This is a genomic window from Vibrio sp. 10N.222.52.B7, from assembly GCF_041474275.1.
GTDB lineage: Bacteria > Pseudomonadota > Gammaproteobacteria > Enterobacterales > Vibrionaceae > Vibrio > Vibrio crassostreae_C.
This window is the reverse complement of sequence record NZ_JBFRTU010000068.1, coordinates 11,572-29,654: the sequence shown is the minus strand read 5'-3', so window position 1 is coordinate 29,654 and position 18,083 is coordinate 11,572. Positions and strand designations below refer to the sequence as shown.

Sequence of the window (18,083 nt, the reverse complement as noted above, 5' to 3'; positions counted from 1 at the left end):
AGAATGGTAAACTCTAAATTTTGAATTAATGTGTTAAACATGGTCAGCTGATGAGTGTCTCTGTTTGAGAGTAATAACGGCACAGATCGCGCTATACCGTTAGATCATTAGGAAGGTATTTAAACGTGTTGAACGTCTGAATAGAAACAGGTTGCGGACAAAGTAGTCAAAAGTTGATCAACCAAAGTCCAACGTTAACAGCAATCGTGTTTCGTCAGATGAAGTGACTGGTGAACGGTGAACAAGGCCTCTATTCTCATTGCCACTCCAACGCTCCCCTTTTAATAACGCAACATCACCACTGGCCATTTTCTGGATGTCAGATTCGTCGTTGTACAGGCCTGAAACAGAATCAGGCTTTCCGTTAGCCCCTAGCCCTAGCTTAGAACGGTCGACTAAGTCGTTTGGCAACCATTGAGTCGCAACACCATGATCAGTTGTCACCAAGCGGCAAGGCACTTGATCAAAATGGAAACGTGGACACATCGCTTTATTCAGAACGGCTAAACGCAACCCGACTTCTTCAAGCTCAAACAAACAACAGAACATATCCACCAGCTCTGACATGTTTTCTAACAGCGCTTTAGAGGCGGTGCCATCGGTGGCAAATTCCAACTTATCGAAAGCATTTTCAGGTGACACGCTAACAGACTTACTAAAGTTTGGATTCAAGGCGATAAATTCACTAATTGCCGTCGTTAAGCCTTCATCAAACTGTCGCTGCCATACCGCTATATTAATATCACTTTGGTAGATATCCGCTAATACCGTTGGCTGCTCAGAAGCACTCAAGCTTGGCTTGTGATTTGCCTTATCCTGAATACTCACAGCTGAACTAATGTTGAGTGGCTGGCTGCTATTGGTAGCCAAAGGCTTGGTTAACACGGCATTCATTACGTCGTCTCCTTGATACATGCTCATCGCTTCCCTTTTACCAACAGAATAATTATTCTTGGCCAGAGTAATTTTGGTTATGTTATAACATAGCTAAAAATAAACAAGTCACTTCGTCGATCATGATTCCAGTAATACAGCGACGCTCTTCTTTTCCTGCGGTAATTTTTCGAATGCTGAACTAAGCTTCTCTCAATCACTCTTTCCAAAAAGTCATTTTAAAAACGTACGACTCAAGAACGTAAACCTGTGAACTCATCAATCTGGTGACAACTTATGAAAAAACTAATCTCTACATTCGGCCTCCTATGCACCGTTATCTCCGCTCAATCTTTCGCGGAGTCGGGCTACACATTAGATCCGAAGTTATCGAACATCACATTCGCGACCATTAAAAAGCAGTTTGTTGTCGAGCCCGCATCCATCAAACCTATGTCTGGAGGGCTTACCGAAGAGGGTCAGTTTTCAATAGTATTGGACTTGAAAAGCGTGAGCACCGGAGTCGCTATTCGTGACCAGAGACTGAATGAACTCTACTTTGAATCGATGACTTTTCCTGAAGTGAAGATCTCTGGGAAGGTTGAACCGTCGATGCTATCTGGTGATCCAAAAAGAACAACAGTAGCAGCGGAAGTTACTTTACACGGCGTAACCAAAACGATCGACTTCCCAGTTGTGGTGGTTCCATCCTCAGGGTTTGTCATGGTTAGCTCAGCTTCGACACTCATCGTCAACGGCGCTGATTTTGGGATATCGACAGAGAATCTAAACAAACTTTCAGCGACCGTGGGTGGATTAGCGATTTCCGACCAAATCCCTTTAAGCTTTAACCTACTTTTCGACCAATAATGGACTTATAACTATTCCTTTCTATTCTCCCTCATTTCACATTCATCAATCGTTTGAGAGCGGTGAATGTGAGTAAGAGTACGCGACAACGCAATAAACTGAATTAGGTTTGAATAAACTAAACCAAAATTTCCACTCGATTTCCCCAAGTCGGCCAGATAAACATCCCTCACAAAGTATTAAATTGAGCGTTATATAGGCTCAGAGATGTCGTTGATGTCACATGTCGTTACACAGCATGACGCCTTAAGGCTTTACATCTTGGGCAAGGTAAACAACAATCCCTGAGAATAAATCCATAACATAATGTATTTAGAAATTATGAGTAACACAGAAAACAAAAAATCGAGTCCTCTTTTCGAAGTCGTGTTTAACGTCTTTCTTCCTTCATTCATTTTAATGAAGTTCAGTGGAGATGAGCTTCTCGGAACAGGCTTAGCATTACTTGTCGCACTAGCCTTCCCTATTGCTTACGGTGGCATGGAGTTGATCCGCAACAAGAAGTTCAACTTCATAGCGGCGCTTGGCTTCGTCAGCGTGCTATTAACGGGCGGTATTGGTTTCTTTGAGCTAGACACTCGTTGGTTAGCACTAAAAGAAGCATTAATCCCTGGTCTAATTGGTTTGGCGGTTCTTGGCTCTACCTTCACCCGCTACCCGTTTATCCAGAAAGTTATCTTCACACCGGCCCTGTTAAATATCTCTCTTATTGAAGAGCGCCTAAAGCAGTTCGGTAACCAAGCAAAGTTTGATCGTTGTCTAATGACATCCAACTACCTATTCGCGAGTACTTTCGCATTTTCTTCAGCTATGAACTACTTCCTAGCGACTTGGATTGTGACTAGCCCTGCTGGCACCGCTGCCTTTAATGAAGAACTTGGCAAGCTGACACTTTACAGCTACCCAGCAATCGCCATCCCAAGCATGCTGATGATGTTAGGTATTTTCTACTACATTTGGCGTCAAGTTCGCACGATGACATCACTAGAAACAGAACAAATTTTTATTACTAAATAGTTCTGAATTAACAAATCGCTCTGACAGCACAACATGAAGCCCAGCAATTAAGCTGGGCTTCTTTGTTTTTACTCTTTCGTTATCAACGTGATAGATGACAGCTTCGATTTGGATTATGAATCGAACGGGCAACCCTAATGCTCTTTTCTCAAGTAAATTTGGGCAACATGTCTATAAACCAATAATAATCAATGAATTGCATTGATTGAACCGACAGATGCTTTTATAGTCAATTCTGTTGGTTACTTTACAAAGCTCTACCCGCTCACTGACATTATTTCAATTGCTGTTGATAAGATCGCATAAGCTAGGTGCTAAAGGTAGACGCCAGCCGTACTCAATAAGGAATATAGATTATGAACAAATCTCAATTAGTTGAACACATCGCGACTTCTGCAGACATCTCAAAAGACCAAGCAGGCACAGCACTAAATGCGCTAGTTGAAGGTATCTCTACTTCGCTTGCGAACGGTGATGACGTATCGATCCTTGGATTTGGTAGCTTTAAAGTTAACTCTCGAGCTGCTCGCACTGGTCGTAACCCGCGAACCGGAGAAGAGATTCAGATTGCCGCATCAAAGACGCCAGCATTTAAAGCGGGCAAGGCACTAAAAGAGACGTGCAACCTGTAACACAAAAAACACAAGGAAGATTACGATGACGACTAAGGAAAAAGCGAAAACGAGCCGAAGCAAAAAAGCAGGCAAGTCGACTAAAGCGCAAGCCGAAACGCCTAAGACTCGTCAACGCATTGAAGAGCTTCTCGAAGAGCGTGAACTGGCTAAACTGTTAGAACTTTAGTTTATATAAGAACTAAAGTTTAGGTTTAAGCAAGGTGATAGTTTGTTATCGTTCTAATGCCACTGCAGATTTGTAGTGGCATTTTTGATTTAGGAGCAAGCGCCTCTAATAAATAACATTGATACCCCTCCCCACTAAAGCGACAAACACATCTGTCCAAAATCTGAACGCTAAGTAACTGATTGAGTTACATAGCTATACATATCCATACTTACCCAAATCACCTTTTTCACTATCATCATTTTCTTGTTATTGGTGAGATTATTGGAAGGGTTCATGACACGACTATGTTCGAGCAATCCTTCTTCTTTGAGGTGATTATGAATGTCGTTCGCATGGGGATTGAAGCAAATACCCATAAAAATAAGGGTAAGTACAAAGCGATAGTTAAGTTTACTATTCGAGCCCTGTTTTATTATTCAGCTACTCGAAAAATGAGTAATAATTTCAACTCTGAAGAGAGAAAGTTATTATTTATCAAGCAACCCAACTTCCTTTCTAAATTTGTGACTCCCTACTTATGTACTGGCTTTAGCAATAAAGAAAAGATCGATATCTTATCCAAACACTACGACTGGTTTGAAAACACCTTCGCAACAGAAGCTAGACACCAAATCTATAACGAAAGGCTCAATCTTTTAAAACTTGAGATAGATGACAACGTTTATCTGGTTAATCTCAGCTTCGAAAGAAACGCGAGAAAAGAAGGTGAACTGACAATTTCATTGACCAACTCTCAACTCGAAAAAATGTATACCATTTCGTTTACTGTTTTCGACAACAACATCTACATCGGCGGTATACAGGGTGGCGCCAATGACAATGGATTTACCCGCACATTCACCAAAGCTTTTTACGGTTTAAGACCTAAATCCTTCATGGTAGAAACACTACGACTGCTCGCTATTAACTTGGGTATCGACAATATCTATGCGGTAAAAGAGTCTGGTCATGTCTCGAACTCATTACGCTACGGTAAGAAAAACAAAGACATCAGCCTTAAATACGACAGTCTGTGGGAAGAGCACGATGGACAGGTGCATGATAACTATTTCTATCGTCTCCCGACAAACCCGAACAGGAAAGATCTTGAAGCTCTAAAACGTCAAAAGCGTAAGTTGTATCGCGAGCGTTATGCCTGGCTAGATCTGTATGAACAAGATCTGAAGAACGTAATCAGTCAGCACATCCGTGATCCTGTTCATTATGCTCATGACAGTTAATTTGGCTAACCTGTACTCGACTCGCTAACGCGTATTACCTTTACTAGCGTGCTTTAGTCTAATCACAGCCCTTGGACCAAACGCTCAATCCCGAGGTGATAGCTTCAAAATAAATATTAGACAATGCTAATTTACATCTTTATAGTATCTAGGTATTTCGAAAACTACTCAATCGCCGGCGACCAGCCAGTACTGATCATTAAGAAGATACAAGCTCTATGCTCGGCAATTTGTATAGTTAAACTTAGAGACAGTAATAGGTAAACGTATGACTAAAATTGTAATCATCGGTGGCGTAGCTGGAGGTGCTTCAGCTGCTGCACGCGCTCGTCGTCTTAGTGAAGAAGCCGAAATAATAATGTTTGAACGAGGACCATTCGTCTCTTTTGCCAACTGTGGATTGCCATACCACATAGGTGGCGATATCGAGGATAGAAGCAAGCTTCTGTTACAAACACCTGAAAGCTTCTTAGCTCGCTTCAACGTTGACGCACGAGTGATGAACGAAGTTACCTCTATTGATCGCACCAATAAAACCGTTACAGTCAAAAATCTTGTTGATGGTAATCACTACAGCGAGAGTTACGACTTCTTATTACTCAGCCCTGGAGCCGGTGCCGTCGTTCCTCCCATCTCAGGAATCGATAACCCCCTCACCCATTCACTACGCAATATTCCAGATATGGATCGCATCATCGAAACAATCCAAATGAATAAACCTGAGCACGCGACAGTTGTTGGCGGTGGCTTTATCGGCTTGGAAATGATGGAAGCGTTTCATCAGCTTGGGATAAAGACTTCGTTGATTGAGATGGCTGACCAAGTAATGACGCCAGTAGACCGGGAAATGGCCGGCTTTGCCCATGCGGAGATTCGTGACAAAGGCATCGACCTAAAACTCGGCGTCGCGCTTGAGTCTGTGAAATATATACCTAACGAACACATCGCAAGTTTTGATTCAGGCGAGAGCGAGAAGCACCAACACATAGAGGGTGAATTAGAATTAACACTTAATAATGGCGAGTCATTAACTACTGATATCTTAATCATGGCTATCGGTGTGCGTCCTGAGACTAAGTTAGCAAAAGAAGCAGGACTTCAAATTGGCGAACTAGGTGGTATCTACACCAATGAAATGATGCAGACTAGCGATCCTAGCATCTACGCTGTGGGTGATGTGGTCGAAGAAAAAGACTTTGTCACAGGTGCACAAACTCTAGTTCCGCTTGCTGGCCCTGCTAACCGTCAAGGTCGTATGGCTGCCGACAACATGCTCGGACGCAATGAAATCTATCAAGGTACACAGGGCACAGCTATCTGTAAGATTTTTGACCTAGCCGTTGCCTCAACAGGGAAAAACGAAAAACAGTTGAAGCGTGAAGGCGTCGACTATGAAAAAGTCTATGTGCATACCGCAAGCCACGCTAGCTACTATCCTGGCGCTGAGATTGTCTCGTTCAAGATGTTATTCGCCCCTAAGACAGGGAAAATACTAGGTGCGCAAGCCGTCGGTAAAGATGGCGTTGATAAACGCATTGATGTTATGGCAGTAGCTCAACGTGCAGGTATGACCGTTGATCAGCTTCAACACCTTGAATTAACCTATGCACCACCTTACGGGAGTGCCAAAGACGTGATTAACCAAGCCGCATTTGTTGCCAACAATATTATTAAAGGTGACGCGACACCTATTCATTTCGATGAGATTGCAACATTAAGCGACAACCAACTCCTACTCGATGTTCGTAACCCTGGCGAACTAGAAAATGGTGGCTTTATTGAAGGCGCAATCAACATTCCTGTCGACCAACTGCGTCACCGCATGGACGAACTATCAAAAGACAAAGAGATTGTAATCTACTGCCAAGTCGGGTTACGTGGTAACGTGGCCTATCGCCAACTCGTCAACAACGGCTTTAAAGCACGCAACTTAATCGGTGGTTATAGAACACTCATGTATGCAAAAGCTTAAGGATTAATACTTAGTCGCCGGTAATGGTGCGCGGACACTTACGGGCTAGTTGCTGAGAGAAAGTCGCTCATAAATAGATGCGAGTAGTTAATAGTAAACATTGAAAAACCGAGCTTGGCATTTAAGTAAGTGCCAAGCTCTTTTATTATTCGTAGGAGTCAATAAAAGCTTGCAGTGCTCGCTGATCGACAATTTCTAACCCTTGCTCTCCTTTTCTGATGAAACCCTTTGCTAATAGGTCTTTAACCGCTCTTCGATACACTCTGCTCGATGTACCAAATCGTTCTGCTTCTTGATTCACTTTATCGAAACCGCCTAACACAGTGTTAGTCTCGCTTTGAACCAATAAATCATACGCAATATTGTAGGTAATTGAGTGTAAAAGACGGTTAGTGTAAATACCCATAGAGTCTTGATAATCTTCCGCCAATGCAGAGGCAAAGAAGAACATCATCCCCGGATTTTCAAGTAGTGCTTCTGCTAATCTCTGAATGCAAATAACATCAACTTGCATGTGTTCATCAGCCACTACGTTCCACTGACAAGGGGTCTGCGTGAAAAACTCCATCTCACCGAAGATATGGTAATCACAATTCACTTCGCCCAATTGAAAGCGTCGCCCATTAGCCGCGGAAATACTCATAGAGACTCTTCCTGCGGGCACTACATAAAGATACTGAAGCTGCTCACCTTGACGTAGGATTTCATCATTTTGATTGAAGTAACGAGAGTTAACTTGGTGTTGGTAGATGAGATCTCTAAATTCAGAGCTTTTTTGTTCTAAGTAGTTTTTAAAGCGTCCGCTTGAGTATGGTGCAATCTTCATACTTACTCTCTCATTACATTACTGCTGTTTATATTCAAACGATTGTAACCACTTAAACCACAGGAGAGAACCCAATAAAAAAGCGACGGTCTCCCATCGCTTTCGTCTTGCATTTATTCAGGCTCTTATTGAGTAATTAATGCTTCCAGTGCCGCTAATGACGCTAGCCGCTCTCCTTGCATCATTGCCTCAGCCTCATCGACATATTGCCCAACGCCCTCTTTTACATCTTGTTCATACAAGACAACATTGTTCAAGATAGAAGCTACATTAAGCCCTCTCAAGCGTCCCACGGTAAACAACGCGGATGTTTCCATGTCTGCACCTAAAATGCTTTTGCCATTCCAGTACTGACAAAGCGCCTGTTCATCATCGGTATAAAAACTGTCGTGTGAGCGCACTGTTCCTAAATAGTAAGGTGTTGACTGCTGCTGCAAGAACCCATCTAGCTCTTTGAGCAGGGAGAAGCTTGCATAAGCGGGATACGACGGTTTAACGTAAGCCGCAGATCCCCCCTCATCACGAACCGCGCCCTCTGCAATAATTAGCTCACCAAGCCCGATATGTGACTGCATTGCGCCTGCAGACCCTACTCGGACAATATGAGTCACACCACAAAACTTAAGCTCTTCTACCGCAATGATCATTGAAGGTGCACCAATGCCCGTGCTGCAAACCGATATCGCTTTACCTTGATATTGACCAGTGAAGATTCGATATTCACGGTTTTCAGAGACCAGTTCAGCATGTTCAAGCAAGCTCGCGATTCGATTCGCTCTATCTGGCTCACCACAAACAATAACTAACGGAGCAATTTGCGTTTCATCAACGCAGATATGAGGTTGCTTTGCCATCTTCACTCCTAAGAAGCCGTTGCTTGAGTTAACGATTTATCACTGTTTCGTTTAGCTGTGCGTGCCCACTCACGAGTACCGTTTGCCGCAATAAACATTAAGATTGCGTATTGAACAGACATTGCGTACACACCCTGCGTCGCATAAATACCAACGCTGATAATGTTAATCACAATCCACAGTATCCAGTTTTCAACATACTTACGTGTCATAAGAACTTGAGCAACAATAGATAGAATGGTCATCGTGGCATCCCAGAATGGGAACGCATCCGGTTCAAGCACTGGCTCCGCTAAATCCGCACCAAATAGATTCAGGCTATCTACCGCGATGTTTGCTAGCGCAAAAAAGAATGGGTCGATGTACATAGTTAACAAAGCAATAGAAATCGCACACGCTACGGCCGTTGCTACTAGTTTATTTTGGCTCAACCAACGAACTTCTAGCGTTTCACCTTGCTCATTAGGACGTGTCCATGCGTACCAACCGTAAATGTTGGCGCAAAAGAAAAAGAGTTGTAGAAGTAACAGTCCGTATAACTGAATTTGGAAAAAGATAACCGCGAATAAGGTGACATTCAGCAATCCGAACAGGTAGTTAATGGTTTTTTCTTGGCTTGCAAACCAAATACACAACAAACCAAACACGGTGCCGAATGCTTCAATCCAGCTCATTGCGTAGCCATCCCCTATTGGGATATTGACTAAAGTATTGTTGATATCAAGTAGAGCGAATAGGTCCATAGATGTGTCCTTTATTAATTGTTTTAGTGGCACCTATTTTATTGCGCCTCTCCAAATAAAAAGGAGGACATTTGTCCACCCTAGAATGCATGCGATCATAAATCAGAATATTAAATCCGGAAAATCAATTTCACGGGAAGATGTCATAGCCCTTCCACAGTCTCGAACTCGAAACTCCAGCACCAGAACAGCCCCCTTCCAAAAACGAAATTTTAGCTTACTGGCTTAACGCCGATATCGCATTGACGGTTACGTTTGAGAAGCGCATGATTTTATCTCGAGCAGAATCGTTGTCTGGCGTGTTAACCGTGTAATCGCCCCAAAACTCGTTCTGTGCAACGTACTCAATTGAATGGCAGGTCACATGAATAAAGTAATTATGTTAGTAATGGGGCTGCTTTTTACCAGTCGATTGTTTGCCAGTATTGTTCCTCATGTTGGTCAACTTGAGCATGATGCGCCTATTCTCCTTCGCTCGGCATTGATTGTAGGGGTTGCGGCTTACGCGGTTTGGAGTGCATTTAAATACTTCAAAAAGATCAAGGCCTCAGATTCAGATCAACTGTAACGGCGAAAGTCCAAAAGCTTTTGAATAAGCCTCTAATTTCGATTACTGATCTGCGAAATAATCGACCAAGATTTTACGCCACTTTCGTGACTCACGAATCTTCAACAGGGCGCGGTTAATCTCTTCTTCGTACACGTTATTTTCAGTGACTATGAAACCGTAGTTGGACTTTTATAACTGATAAAACAACACCGCTATACCAAGCTTAAGTTTGATAGCTAGAAACTGACATAAACTGACTTTGTGCCGACGAACATAACTTTCCGCACTGAGTAATTTGGCTTTCTAGGAAGTAGATATTACGTCTACTTTTCACCCACTGGGCACGAACTTCCAGTTCTTGACCAATCAAAATCGGATGATGAAAACGAGAGGTTAAACTCACCGTCATCGCCTTGATATCATTCTGAAATAGACAATGCAACATCGCGCTGTCATGCAGTGTAGTGACAATGCCACCTTGCATGATGCCATCGTAGCCCTCAGCTTTATCTGTTGGTACAATCTTGGCTCTGGTTTTATATTTAGCTACTGCCTCATGCTTAGTTAAAGTGTCATGCTCGCCAATAGCTTCAAAACAAATGGCGCTGTCGTTGAAAAAACCTTGGCTGCACACTTGGCAACGCCGATGATTGTGTGGAATGAAAACCTTCATACTTACCTTTACCCATAGATTGCTAGAGATTGATATGGCTCGACCAAAAAAACATCGCCAGTTGTGTACCCGTACGGCTTACTCTTGTTTTAAGCCCAATGGTGTTCCTATGGACGAGCTTCATAAAGAAGAATTGCTATTGGAAGAGCTCGAAGCCTTGCGCTTGGCTGATCAAGAAGGCCTGAGCCAGCTTGAAGCCGCTGAACAAATGCAGGTGTCTCGCCAAACGTTCGGCAACATTATCAAGCGTGCACGAGCTAAAGTCGCCAAGTGCATCGTCAATGGTCACGCGTTGGTGATTCAAAGTAGTTAATTAACGTGTTAGCCAGAAGTTATTTAACTCAGTGAGCGAGAACTCTGATGCTTACTTCGATACTTAGCTTGATGGCTCAGTAATCTGATATAACTTTCGGCTTTGCCCTTCACACACATCCTTGCAATTGCATTCGCGCTCAATGTCTAACTGTGCGAGTCCTCCACAACTACCTTTGATTGGCTTGCGCGAAAAAATCACGCCTATCGCCATCAATGTAACGACTCCGACAAACCCCAATAGCGTCAACAAAAAGGTCATTGTCGGAACCCTCGAATAGCACCTAGCTGATTAGGCTGTACCATTAGAATCGAAGCTTGTTTTTTGTGCCCGTTTTCGCCGCACGTTTTATTGCCACACCCACTATTTCTCGGCTCGCGACCATAATCGAGATCGGTCACTTCCCGTAGATTGTCGAAATCCAAAGCCCCGATTTCTGCCTTACCTGTCGATGCCAAGACTCGAATATCGTTATTGAACAAGTGCGCTAGCATCTTCTTACCAATATAACGAACCACCACAGATTTCACATCGTAAGAACGGAGAACCGAAATCCATTGCTTCTTTTTATTGCAAGAGGTGTCGGAGTCAATCAAAGGAACAATCTGTTTTATCTGTCGTTGTTCATCGACAATCGCGATCTGTGGGGAACGAGCAAAGTGGTTGCCAACATGAAGGTCGCGACAAGGTACTGCGTATAACATAGTAACTTCCTGTTATTGATGATCAGGAGTTCAGCATACGCCCCATTACTGGCATATGCCAATAACTATCATGTGAAAAATAAGATTTACTGGATCGATAACTAAGATCACAAGCACCCAAACTTACCGTCATCTTCAGCCTATCTCAGTTACCTTTCAAATAACCATATATACTAGGGGGTAGTATTTTTATTGGGGGTATTTTTTGCGTTGTTAATGCCTGTTATCAAGAGCCAAGCTCAAACCCATTACAAAAAGGCCTCGCACAACCGAGAGCTTAATCGACTATTCAACGTCACACACTAGTCTGAATAATGTCGAATTAGGGACCAATCAAAGATGTTTATAGGAAAAATAGGTTGGATTGAAAATCAAGAATTGCAGTCGGCTTCAATGTAAACAAGCTTATAATTTGAAGTGAACAACGCATCGAGTTGTTATAATATAACATCACACTAAATTACCATCATTTCTCATGAAACAGCCATTTATTCTAATCGATGCCATCAATCGCCTCTCCACACGCTATGTAAGCCGTTTCTCGACATGCTTTCGCTCTCTCAAGGGCTTGACTGTTGGCCTAGCATTATTGTGTTTTGCGCCAAATCTATATGCCCACCCTCACTCTTGGATAGAGATGAAAACTCATATTGAGGGAGAGAATGGCATGATCACCGGTCTCTCTATGGAGTGGTCTTTTGATGCAATGACCTCGATGTACATGTTGGATGGAGAAGACGTCTCTGCCGATACAGAAACTGAAACATTCAAAAAGCTCGCTGCGTCTGTAATCGAAAACATGATGTACGAGCACTACTTCACGTACTTTTATGATGGTGAAGAGCCCATCAAATATCAGGTGGTTGAGAACGCAAAGTTTGAGCGTGATAAAGCCAAGATGGTTCTAACATTTGACCTACCACTTTCTAAACCTAAGCCTGTGACACGAAACTCGCTTCGCGTATTGATTTTTGACCCTAGTTACTTTGTCGACATGTCGTGGCTATCCAGCAGCGACGTGACATTGTCACCTGAACTAGCAAGACAATGCCATTTAGAATTAATCGAGCCTAACCCGACGCCAGAGCAAATGAGTTATGCAATGTCTTTACCTGTCGATGCAGATCCAGATAACACGCTAGGCCAACTGTTTACACAATCGGTTGAGCTTCATTGTGCGGCGGTTCCCGCTTCTTAGTCGCAGTGATTCGTTTCAGCCTTTAAGTCAGCGTCTAGCTGATTAAGCATGGCAACTAATTAACAGAAAGATTTCAGATATAGGTTCTTGTTAAATGAAGAAAAATCAATCACTACCTCATTGGTGCTGGCGCGTTCGTGCTTATTGCTATTGGTGCGTATCAACTGTGGTCCATGTGGCCATCGTTAGTTATCTCTAGCATTCAATGGCAAAGAGAAGTCAATTCAGAACTTGCAGACCTGCTCTATGAAGCTAAATCCAACCCTTGGGGCGCAGGCAGTTACCTTATCGGGTTCAGCTTTATCTATGGCATGCTTCATTCTTTGGGGCCTGGGCACGGCAAAGTTATCGTGTCGACTTACTTAGCGACTCACCCAACCAAAGCCAAGGCGAGTTTAGTGCTTACGGTCGTCTCCGCTTTTTTACAAGCATTGGTCGCAATCTTACTAGTAAGCGTGTTGCTGTGGGGCTTTAGTGCTTCCATGCGAGTAGTGAATGACAAAGCGAATATGTTTGTTTCATTAAGCTTTGCCTTAGTCGCGGTCGTCGGCGCGCTTATATGTTGGAAGGCTTTGAAAAACATCTACACCGCTATGCGTAAGCCTAAGCTGAAAGTGAAAGCCATCACTACACTCGCAACAGACACAGCTGCGACAATTTCAGCGCGTTCGCCAATGGCACTTCGTTCATCAATATCAGCCCCTTCTCCGATAATCGACGCTACTAGCACAATGCAAGCCGCAGCTAACACTCATGCAGATCATTCTCACGCCGACTGTGGGTGCGGCCACCAGCATGTTGCCGATGCAGACGCAATTAACAAAGCCTCAACGCTCCGAGAATATGCGGGAATCATCGTGACGATAGGCGTGAGACCATGTACTGGCGCGATTATGGTTCTGCTTTTCGCAAACATGGTTGGCTTATATTGGATGGGGGTTGTCAGTGCCTTTGCAATGGCGATTGGTACTGCTTTCACAACCTCGACGATTGCTATAATGACACTAACAGGCAAGAACTTGGTAAAACGCTATTTGGCTGCAGGTAGCAAGAGTAACAGTGCGACACTGAAAGCCGCAGGTCATTATTTACAACTCTTTGGTGGGGTTTTGCTTGTCTTAATTGGCTTGTTGCTAATGAGTGGACAAGACAGCGGTATGTCGCCTGTTTTCACTATGTAGCGAACGATGTAATAACAAACCTCAGTTTATTGCGACCTTTACCATTTTTACTAAAAAACACTAGCCCTTATCTCTCAAATCTGAATTAACAGCCACATAATTTCTACTAACCTAACTTTGCACAGCCAGTTAGGTTAGTAGTCAGCCATTCAGAACAGCGCGCTCTATGTAGTTCTGTAACAAACCTACATCCAACTTTGATTTTCCTATTCTTAGCTACTCTTTCATAAACTAACTTAGATTGTTCTAACAATATTAGAGCACTATCCCCCTCCTTTTGAAAATAAGGACATAACTTCCGCAATCCAGAAACTGCGATCGCACTCTTCCTATTTTGAAAAAAATAGAGCAGCAGTTTTATCAATTGAGTAACAAGCCGAAATTATACCCAATAAATTTCACATCAAACTCCAAGCCTTTACCTTACAACTACAGATAGAGCTTTCTTCAACCAAATTCTTGGATAACCTATACTCAAAGGTAAACAAATGAAACTATACATTCCGAGCGCCACGCTCAGTGTTTTGTTACTTTCTCCGAGTTTCGCGAGTGCCGAAGATATACCTGATTCATACGAATTGCGTAATTTTTCGATGCGCTCACAAAGCTCTGGGATAGCCCCACCGCAAGAAGAACTCGGCGTTTATGTTGTGAATTCGGGTCCTGGTCTGGATACCGGTTGTACCTATGCTTCTGGCGGACCTCTACTTATCTCTTTACCTGTTCCTATGGTCGTCAGCCCCAACGTTTTACAAAGTGACGGGAGAATTGCTCCGAGTAAACTGGGCGATATGCAGCAAAAAGGCGTTATCGGTTCTAACGCAAGGATCAGCATGCCGGTCTTCGACATAGACTCCAATGCCAACGTCAGTAATATTGCTCCAGAAATAGATATCGTATCTTTTAACGGAAAGTCTTTAGGTACGCTGCAAGGCGCTGATAACCGTTGGACGGATACTAACCTTCAAGTCGATATCAGTGATGTCAAGTTCGGCCAAAACAATGAGATTCGCGTCGATATTGATACTGGCAATACGGGAGACAACTGGTGTATGTCTGTCGATTGGGTCTCAATCGAGTTTGATGTTGCCATTCCTGTGATTCTTGCTCATGGCATTGCTGCACAATCAGACACTTGGGATGATGATACGGCTCCAGGCGTGCTTTCTACACTTGATGACTATGGCATTCGTTATACTCGTTTCTCTGCTGACAAAAATGGAACCACAGCGACTAACGCTAATATCTTGAACAACAAAATTCAGGGTTTTCTCGATGAGTTGAAATCCGACAAAGTTCACGTCATTGCACACAGTAAAGGCGGGCTAGATACCCAAAACCTCAAAGCACTTAGCCCTTCCTTTGAGATAACCTCCCTTTCTACTTTCTCCACACCTCACCTTGGTAGCGTCGCAGCAGATTTGTCGGTGATAAAAATGGACCACTACGCCGATATCTACAGTAACGTCAGTACCGATCCAAATAATTACGCTGGCAAGTACATGCAACTCCCAAATATTCCGTTTGCGGGTCCTAAAATGCCTGGTATCCGTGATCTAACAACGGATACAGCATCAAACGCGATCCAAATGCGTACTCGCGGCAATATTGCAAATACATTTTCTATTGGGGCAAATGCCGATCTCAACCAAGACGGTGTTATTGAGAAAGATCCCGATATCGTTGGCCTATTCCCATGGGGATCGCGTTGGGCAGGCGTTACCGCTTGGCAGGCGCTAAGAAGCTTTAGTTCTGCGGCCTACCTCGATACTCAAACTCAACCGGTCACAATGCCAAGTGTGCATGGACCACAAGCTCATCCAATCACCATAGTCAGTTACCAAGCCATTCAAACAGTACCGCAAGAAAATGATGTTGTTGTGACCTTGGCAAGCGCTAACCCAAGTTATACCAATGCATTGGGTAACGTATTGGCTAACCACTCAACAATGAAAACGGGACAAAACGTTGAACGTTTTCTACAACAAATTATTTCAATGCGCTAAGGAGTGGCCACAATGAAATTCATCAAGCAATTAGTGATGGTGTTCAGTCTTTTCTGTACCTTCATCACACCGGCTATCGCCAGTAATGCAATACCCGTTGGGATGAGTACAAGCACGACACTATCTCAACCAGTGACTAGTAACGATAACGAAGTCACAATGCTATTTACCATCGACAAAGCGGAAGCCCTAAAAGCAGAAATCATCGTGCCGTTGGATGATGCAACCGTATATTTAGTCAAGCCTAACGGGCAAGTCGCAACATCATCCAATGATGTGCAAGCGAACATACTTTCAGGTGACACACAAAGTCCGCCGCTACCGGGCAGCTATTTATTTTTGCCTGAAGTAACTAACCCTGAACCTGGCGAATGGAAGATCGTCGTTGATTTTCCAAACCCAAGTTACAACACAGTAATTATTGCTCAGGTTGCGATCCAATCCCCTATTGCGTTTGGCATGGCGATAGCTGCAAACCAATTTGTGGTCGGTGAACCAGTTCCCGTTTCTGCATTACTGACAAACAAAGGGAATCCAATCACAGGTGCCCAAACCAGCGCAGTGATCATTGATGAAGCTGGAATAAAAACACGCCTGACGCTTAAAGATGAGGGTGTCAATTTCGATGCTATTGCTAAAGATGGTGTCTACAGCAATATTTTCGTTCCACCCGCTGAAGGGGATTATCTAATTGAAGGCATAACGTCTTTTGAAGAATATGGAACAACTATCACTCGCCAGACAAGTAAAAAAATCCACGTACTACCCTCTGACATTGAATTTGTCAGCCTCTCACTCGCTCCACTGTTTTCCTCTGAAGGCTGTGTTATTGCCTTAGAGCAGCGCTTGGAACTTGATGTTAAATCCGCGGGGGATTTTGCCATTCATGGTTACCTCACCGATGGAATTGACGAGCTGAACACAAGCAAACGTCTGCAACTCAAACCTGCGAAGCAAATCGTCACTCTACAGTACTCAACTGAAGATATTTTTGGCGCGTTTGATTCAGCGTCTACTTTGACCTCCAACCCGACGATCATCTACGCAATCACTCAAGATGACATACGAATTTCAGCCCCTCGAATTCAGTTTGAAGAATTTATTGATTTAGCATCTTTTGAGCGTTGCCGCGAACCGATTGAAGTCACGGGGAGTTTAGTCACCACACCGACTATGTCGCAAGATGGAACCTACATTGATTCGCTGAGTTTTGAGTTTCCTATCCATGTTACGCGCAGTGGAACTTACACAGGTTCGGTAAATATCGTTGGTGCAGCCGGAGAGTATTTAGAGCTAGTGAGTTTCCAAGAACCGCTTGAGGCTGGCGAAAACACCATCAAGTTTACCGTTCCTGGTGACACGTTTAAGCAAGCCGATGGTCCTTATGAACTGAACGCACTGCTAATCTACAGTGGCGTTGACTCCTATCGACAAGGAGTTCTCGGTCAAACTCCACCATACCAAGCCTCTGATTTCAGTCCGCCAGTGAATGTGACCCTCCCCTCTAACCTATTCGGTTTGGAAAGAGAAAACTGGCAAGCAACCCCGGCAACACAAGTCACGCAACATCGTGTCGGTGGTTACTTGAGAGCGGGGGCTTCAATCCCATACGACTACGAAACACTAGCGAGTTTTGACTTAAGTGAGGTTCGAGGGAAAATTAAACAGGCAACGCTTATTGTTGATTTCGGAGATTCAACTCTTCAATTTCCATTCAACAATGTAACTGCGCATATCGTTAATCAAACTTGGTCTCCAAACACACTGGATTACGACACGTTCTGTGAGTCTTTTACAATATGTGCAGCATGGAGTAATCCACTCACTACATTCAACAACGTAGAAGCCGGTCAAACGCTTAGGTTTACCAACTCTAAACTATTAGAAGCATTAAATGAGAAGAGAGTGTCTGGGTTGAACAAACTAGATATTGCTCTTACCTCTTCTCCCTATGAAAGAAGTTTCTTCATTAACGTTAAGCAGGTGTCATTATTCATCGAGTACTGATCCTAAAACTGAAATAGAATAAGGCCATGCCCAAGGTATCGCTTTGGGCATGGCCTCTCAGAGTGAACAGTGATGAACTTTGCAAGCTTCATATGTTTATTCTGTTAGAGCAGACTATGCCAGCCCCTCAACAGTAGTGATAAAGCACGCTAATCACTATAGACTCCATCAACCAACAAAATGAGATCGAAGTTTTATCCAAAAAGGCCAGTAGTCCCAACAACCGGGTGACTCCACAGATCTATCCATCCCATCACCAATTTTTTAGGTGA

At 43.5% G+C, this 18,083-nt stretch carries 19 protein-coding genes and 1 pseudogene; 12 read left to right on the top strand and 8 right to left on the bottom strand.

The genetic code is table 11. The features are described from left to right. Positions 1-177 precede the first annotated feature (177 nt). Positions 178-894 (bottom strand): DUF1826 domain-containing protein, encoded by a 717-nt coding sequence (locus tag AB4512_RS16345; protein ID WP_372175214.1) that lies wholly within the window; start codon positions 892-894, stop codon positions 178-180. 276 nt (positions 895-1,170) lie between these two features. On the opposite strand from AB4512_RS16345, the gene AB4512_RS16340 reads away from it, so the two are divergent. The 6 genes from AB4512_RS16340 to AB4512_RS16315 all read left to right on the top strand — a co-directional run bounded on the left by AB4512_RS16340 (position 1,171) and on the right by AB4512_RS16315 (position 6,756). Further along, positions 1,171-1,743, top strand: a complete 573-nt coding sequence (locus tag AB4512_RS16340; protein ID WP_372175184.1) for a YceI family protein — start codon at positions 1,171-1,173, stop codon at positions 1,741-1,743. Between the two features lie 321 nt (positions 1,744-2,064). Further along, positions 2,065-2,760, top strand: coding sequence for a VC0807 family protein (locus tag AB4512_RS16335; RefSeq protein ID WP_017065484.1), 696 nt, complete (start codon positions 2,065-2,067; stop codon positions 2,758-2,760). A 356-nt stretch (positions 2,761-3,116) separates the two neighbouring features. After that, on the top strand, positions 3,117-3,392 hold the full coding sequence (locus tag AB4512_RS16330) for an HU family DNA-binding protein (protein ID WP_017059113.1): 276 nt from the start codon (positions 3,117-3,119) through the stop codon (positions 3,390-3,392). A 25-nt stretch (positions 3,393-3,417) separates the two neighbouring features. Further along, positions 3,418-3,561, top strand: a complete 144-nt coding sequence (locus tag AB4512_RS16325; RefSeq protein WP_017059112.1) for a hypothetical protein — start codon at positions 3,418-3,420, stop codon at positions 3,559-3,561. A 320-nt stretch (positions 3,562-3,881) separates the two neighbouring features. Next, positions 3,882-4,784 carry a VirK/YbjX family protein gene (locus AB4512_RS16320; protein WP_372175213.1) on the top strand — a complete coding sequence of 301 codons (903 nt, stop codon included), beginning with the start codon at positions 3,882-3,884 and terminating at the stop codon, positions 4,782-4,784. Between the two features lie 268 nt (positions 4,785-5,052). Continuing rightward, a complete protein-coding gene (locus tag AB4512_RS16315; RefSeq protein ID WP_065583695.1) occupies positions 5,053-6,756 on the top strand; it encodes an FAD-dependent oxidoreductase in 1,704 nt (567 codons plus the stop codon). 145 nt (positions 6,757-6,901) lie between these two features. Here AB4512_RS16315 and AB4512_RS16310 read toward each other — a convergent pair whose 3' ends face one another. From AB4512_RS16310 to pnuC, 3 genes are all read right to left on the bottom strand, one after another. Further along, on the bottom strand, positions 6,902-7,582 hold the full coding sequence (locus AB4512_RS16310) for a Crp/Fnr family transcriptional regulator (protein WP_372175183.1): 681 nt from the start codon (positions 7,580-7,582) through the stop codon (positions 6,902-6,904). A gap of 125 nt (positions 7,583-7,707) precedes the next feature. After that, a complete protein-coding gene (locus AB4512_RS16305; protein ID WP_372175182.1) occupies positions 7,708-8,436 on the bottom strand; it encodes a nucleoside phosphorylase in 729 nt (242 codons plus the stop codon). An 8-nt stretch (positions 8,437-8,444) separates the two neighbouring features. Beyond that, complete coding sequence (gene pnuC, locus AB4512_RS16300; RefSeq protein ID WP_017069647.1) at positions 8,445-9,179, bottom strand: nicotinamide riboside transporter PnuC; 735 nt, start codon at positions 9,177-9,179, stop codon at positions 8,445-8,447. 364 nt (positions 9,180-9,543) lie between these two features. Here pnuC and AB4512_RS16295 point away from each other — a divergent pair, with 364 nt between their 5' ends. Then, entirely contained in the window at positions 9,544-9,747 is a 204-nt protein-coding gene (locus tag AB4512_RS16295) for a hypothetical protein (RefSeq protein WP_017059106.1), read from the top strand. Between the two features lie 42 nt (positions 9,748-9,789). On the opposite strand, the pseudogene AB4512_RS16290 reads toward AB4512_RS16295, so the two are convergent. Next, positions 9,790-9,918, bottom strand: a pseudogene (locus tag AB4512_RS16290) (ABC transporter substrate-binding protein); the annotation flags it as partial. Between the two features lie 34 nt (positions 9,919-9,952). Then, positions 9,953-10,402 carry a PaaI family thioesterase gene (locus tag AB4512_RS16285; protein ID WP_017065470.1) on the bottom strand — a complete coding sequence of 150 codons (450 nt, stop codon included), beginning with the start codon at positions 10,400-10,402 and terminating at the stop codon, positions 9,953-9,955. Positions 10,403-10,436: 34 nt separating this feature from the next. On the opposite strand from AB4512_RS16285, the gene AB4512_RS16280 reads away from it, so the two are divergent. Beyond that, complete coding sequence (locus tag AB4512_RS16280) at positions 10,437-10,715, top strand: DUF134 domain-containing protein (RefSeq protein WP_029235478.1); 279 nt, start codon at positions 10,437-10,439, stop codon at positions 10,713-10,715. Positions 10,716-10,778: 63 nt separating this feature from the next. Here AB4512_RS16280 and nqrM read toward each other — a convergent pair whose 3' ends face one another. Both nqrM and AB4512_RS16270 read right to left on the bottom strand, forming a co-directional pair. After that, the gene (gene nqrM / locus AB4512_RS16275; RefSeq protein WP_009846971.1) at positions 10,779-10,976 is read right to left on the bottom strand and encodes a (Na+)-NQR maturation NqrM; all 198 of its coding nucleotides are present in this window, start codon (positions 10,974-10,976) and stop codon (positions 10,779-10,781) included. Continuing rightward, a complete protein-coding gene (locus AB4512_RS16270) occupies positions 10,973-11,419 on the bottom strand; it encodes a NifB/NifX family molybdenum-iron cluster-binding protein (RefSeq protein ID WP_017059102.1) in 447 nt (148 codons plus the stop codon). Before AB4512_RS16270 ends, nqrM begins: the two co-directional genes overlap by 4 nt. Positions 11,420-11,894: 475 nt before the next feature. On the opposite strand from AB4512_RS16270, the gene AB4512_RS16265 reads away from it, so the two are divergent. The 4 genes from AB4512_RS16265 (at position 11,895) to AB4512_RS16250 (ending at position 17,811) form a co-directional block, all read left to right on the top strand. Then, positions 11,895-12,617 carry a DUF1007 family protein gene (locus AB4512_RS16265; protein WP_372175181.1) on the top strand — a complete coding sequence of 241 codons (723 nt, stop codon included), beginning with the start codon at positions 11,895-11,897 and terminating at the stop codon, positions 12,615-12,617. A 137-nt stretch (positions 12,618-12,754) separates the two neighbouring features. Further along, the gene (locus tag AB4512_RS16260; protein ID WP_372175180.1) at positions 12,755-13,798 is read left to right on the top strand and encodes a nickel/cobalt transporter; all 1,044 of its coding nucleotides are present in this window, start codon (positions 12,755-12,757) and stop codon (positions 13,796-13,798) included. A 488-nt stretch (positions 13,799-14,286) separates the two neighbouring features. Further along, on the top strand, positions 14,287-15,804 hold the full coding sequence (locus tag AB4512_RS16255; RefSeq protein ID WP_372052219.1) for an esterase/lipase family protein: 1,518 nt from the start codon (positions 14,287-14,289) through the stop codon (positions 15,802-15,804). Positions 15,805-15,816: 12 nt separating this feature from the next. Continuing rightward, the gene (locus AB4512_RS16250) at positions 15,817-17,811 is read left to right on the top strand and encodes a choice-of-anchor X domain-containing protein (RefSeq protein ID WP_050645342.1); all 1,995 of its coding nucleotides are present in this window, start codon (positions 15,817-15,819) and stop codon (positions 17,809-17,811) included. Positions 17,812-18,083: the final 272 nt, after the last annotated feature.

Bases quoted from the DNA above. Each gene is read 5' to 3' on its own strand.
- nqrM (WP_009846971.1), bottom strand. From the start codon at position 10,976: ATGACCTTTTTGTTGACGCTATTGGGGTTTGTCGGAGTCGTTACATTG.
- AB4512_RS16340 (WP_372175184.1), top strand. From the start codon at position 1,171: ATGAAAAAACTAATCTCTACATTCGGCCTCCTATGCACCGTTATCTCC.
- AB4512_RS16270 (WP_017059102.1), bottom strand. From the start codon at position 11,419: ATGTTATACGCAGTACCTTGTCGCGACCTTCATGTTGGCAACCACTTT.
- AB4512_RS16285 (WP_017065470.1), bottom strand. From the start codon at position 10,402: ATGAAGGTTTTCATTCCACACAATCATCGGCGTTGCCAAGTGTGCAGC.
- AB4512_RS16265 (WP_372175181.1), top strand. From the start codon at position 11,895: ATGAAACAGCCATTTATTCTAATCGATGCCATCAATCGCCTCTCCACA.
- pnuC (WP_017069647.1), bottom strand. From the start codon at position 9,179: ATGGACCTATTCGCTCTACTTGATATCAACAATACTTTAGTCAATATC.
- AB4512_RS16305 (WP_372175182.1), bottom strand. From the start codon at position 8,436: ATGGCAAAGCAACCTCATATCTGCGTTGATGAAACGCAAATTGCTCCG.
- AB4512_RS16335 (WP_017065484.1), top strand. From the start codon at position 2,065: ATGAGTAACACAGAAAACAAAAAATCGAGTCCTCTTTTCGAAGTCGTG.
- AB4512_RS16310 (WP_372175183.1), bottom strand. From the start codon at position 7,582: ATGAAGATTGCACCATACTCAAGCGGACGCTTTAAAAACTACTTAGAA.
- AB4512_RS16315 (WP_065583695.1), top strand. From the start codon at position 5,053: ATGACTAAAATTGTAATCATCGGTGGCGTAGCTGGAGGTGCTTCAGCT.
- AB4512_RS16320 (WP_372175213.1), top strand. From the start codon at position 3,882: ATGAATGTCGTTCGCATGGGGATTGAAGCAAATACCCATAAAAATAAG.
- AB4512_RS16295 (WP_017059106.1), top strand. From the start codon at position 9,544: ATGAATAAAGTAATTATGTTAGTAATGGGGCTGCTTTTTACCAGTCGA.
- AB4512_RS16345 (WP_372175214.1), bottom strand. From the start codon at position 894: ATGAATGCCGTGTTAACCAAGCCTTTGGCTACCAATAGCAGCCAGCCA.
- AB4512_RS16280 (WP_029235478.1), top strand. From the start codon at position 10,437: ATGGCTCGACCAAAAAAACATCGCCAGTTGTGTACCCGTACGGCTTAC.
- AB4512_RS16325 (WP_017059112.1), top strand. From the start codon at position 3,418: ATGACGACTAAGGAAAAAGCGAAAACGAGCCGAAGCAAAAAAGCAGGC.
- AB4512_RS16330 (WP_017059113.1), top strand. From the start codon at position 3,117: ATGAACAAATCTCAATTAGTTGAACACATCGCGACTTCTGCAGACATC.
- AB4512_RS16255 (WP_372052219.1), top strand. From the start codon at position 14,287: ATGAAACTATACATTCCGAGCGCCACGCTCAGTGTTTTGTTACTTTCT.
- AB4512_RS16250 (WP_050645342.1), top strand. From the start codon at position 15,817: ATGAAATTCATCAAGCAATTAGTGATGGTGTTCAGTCTTTTCTGTACC.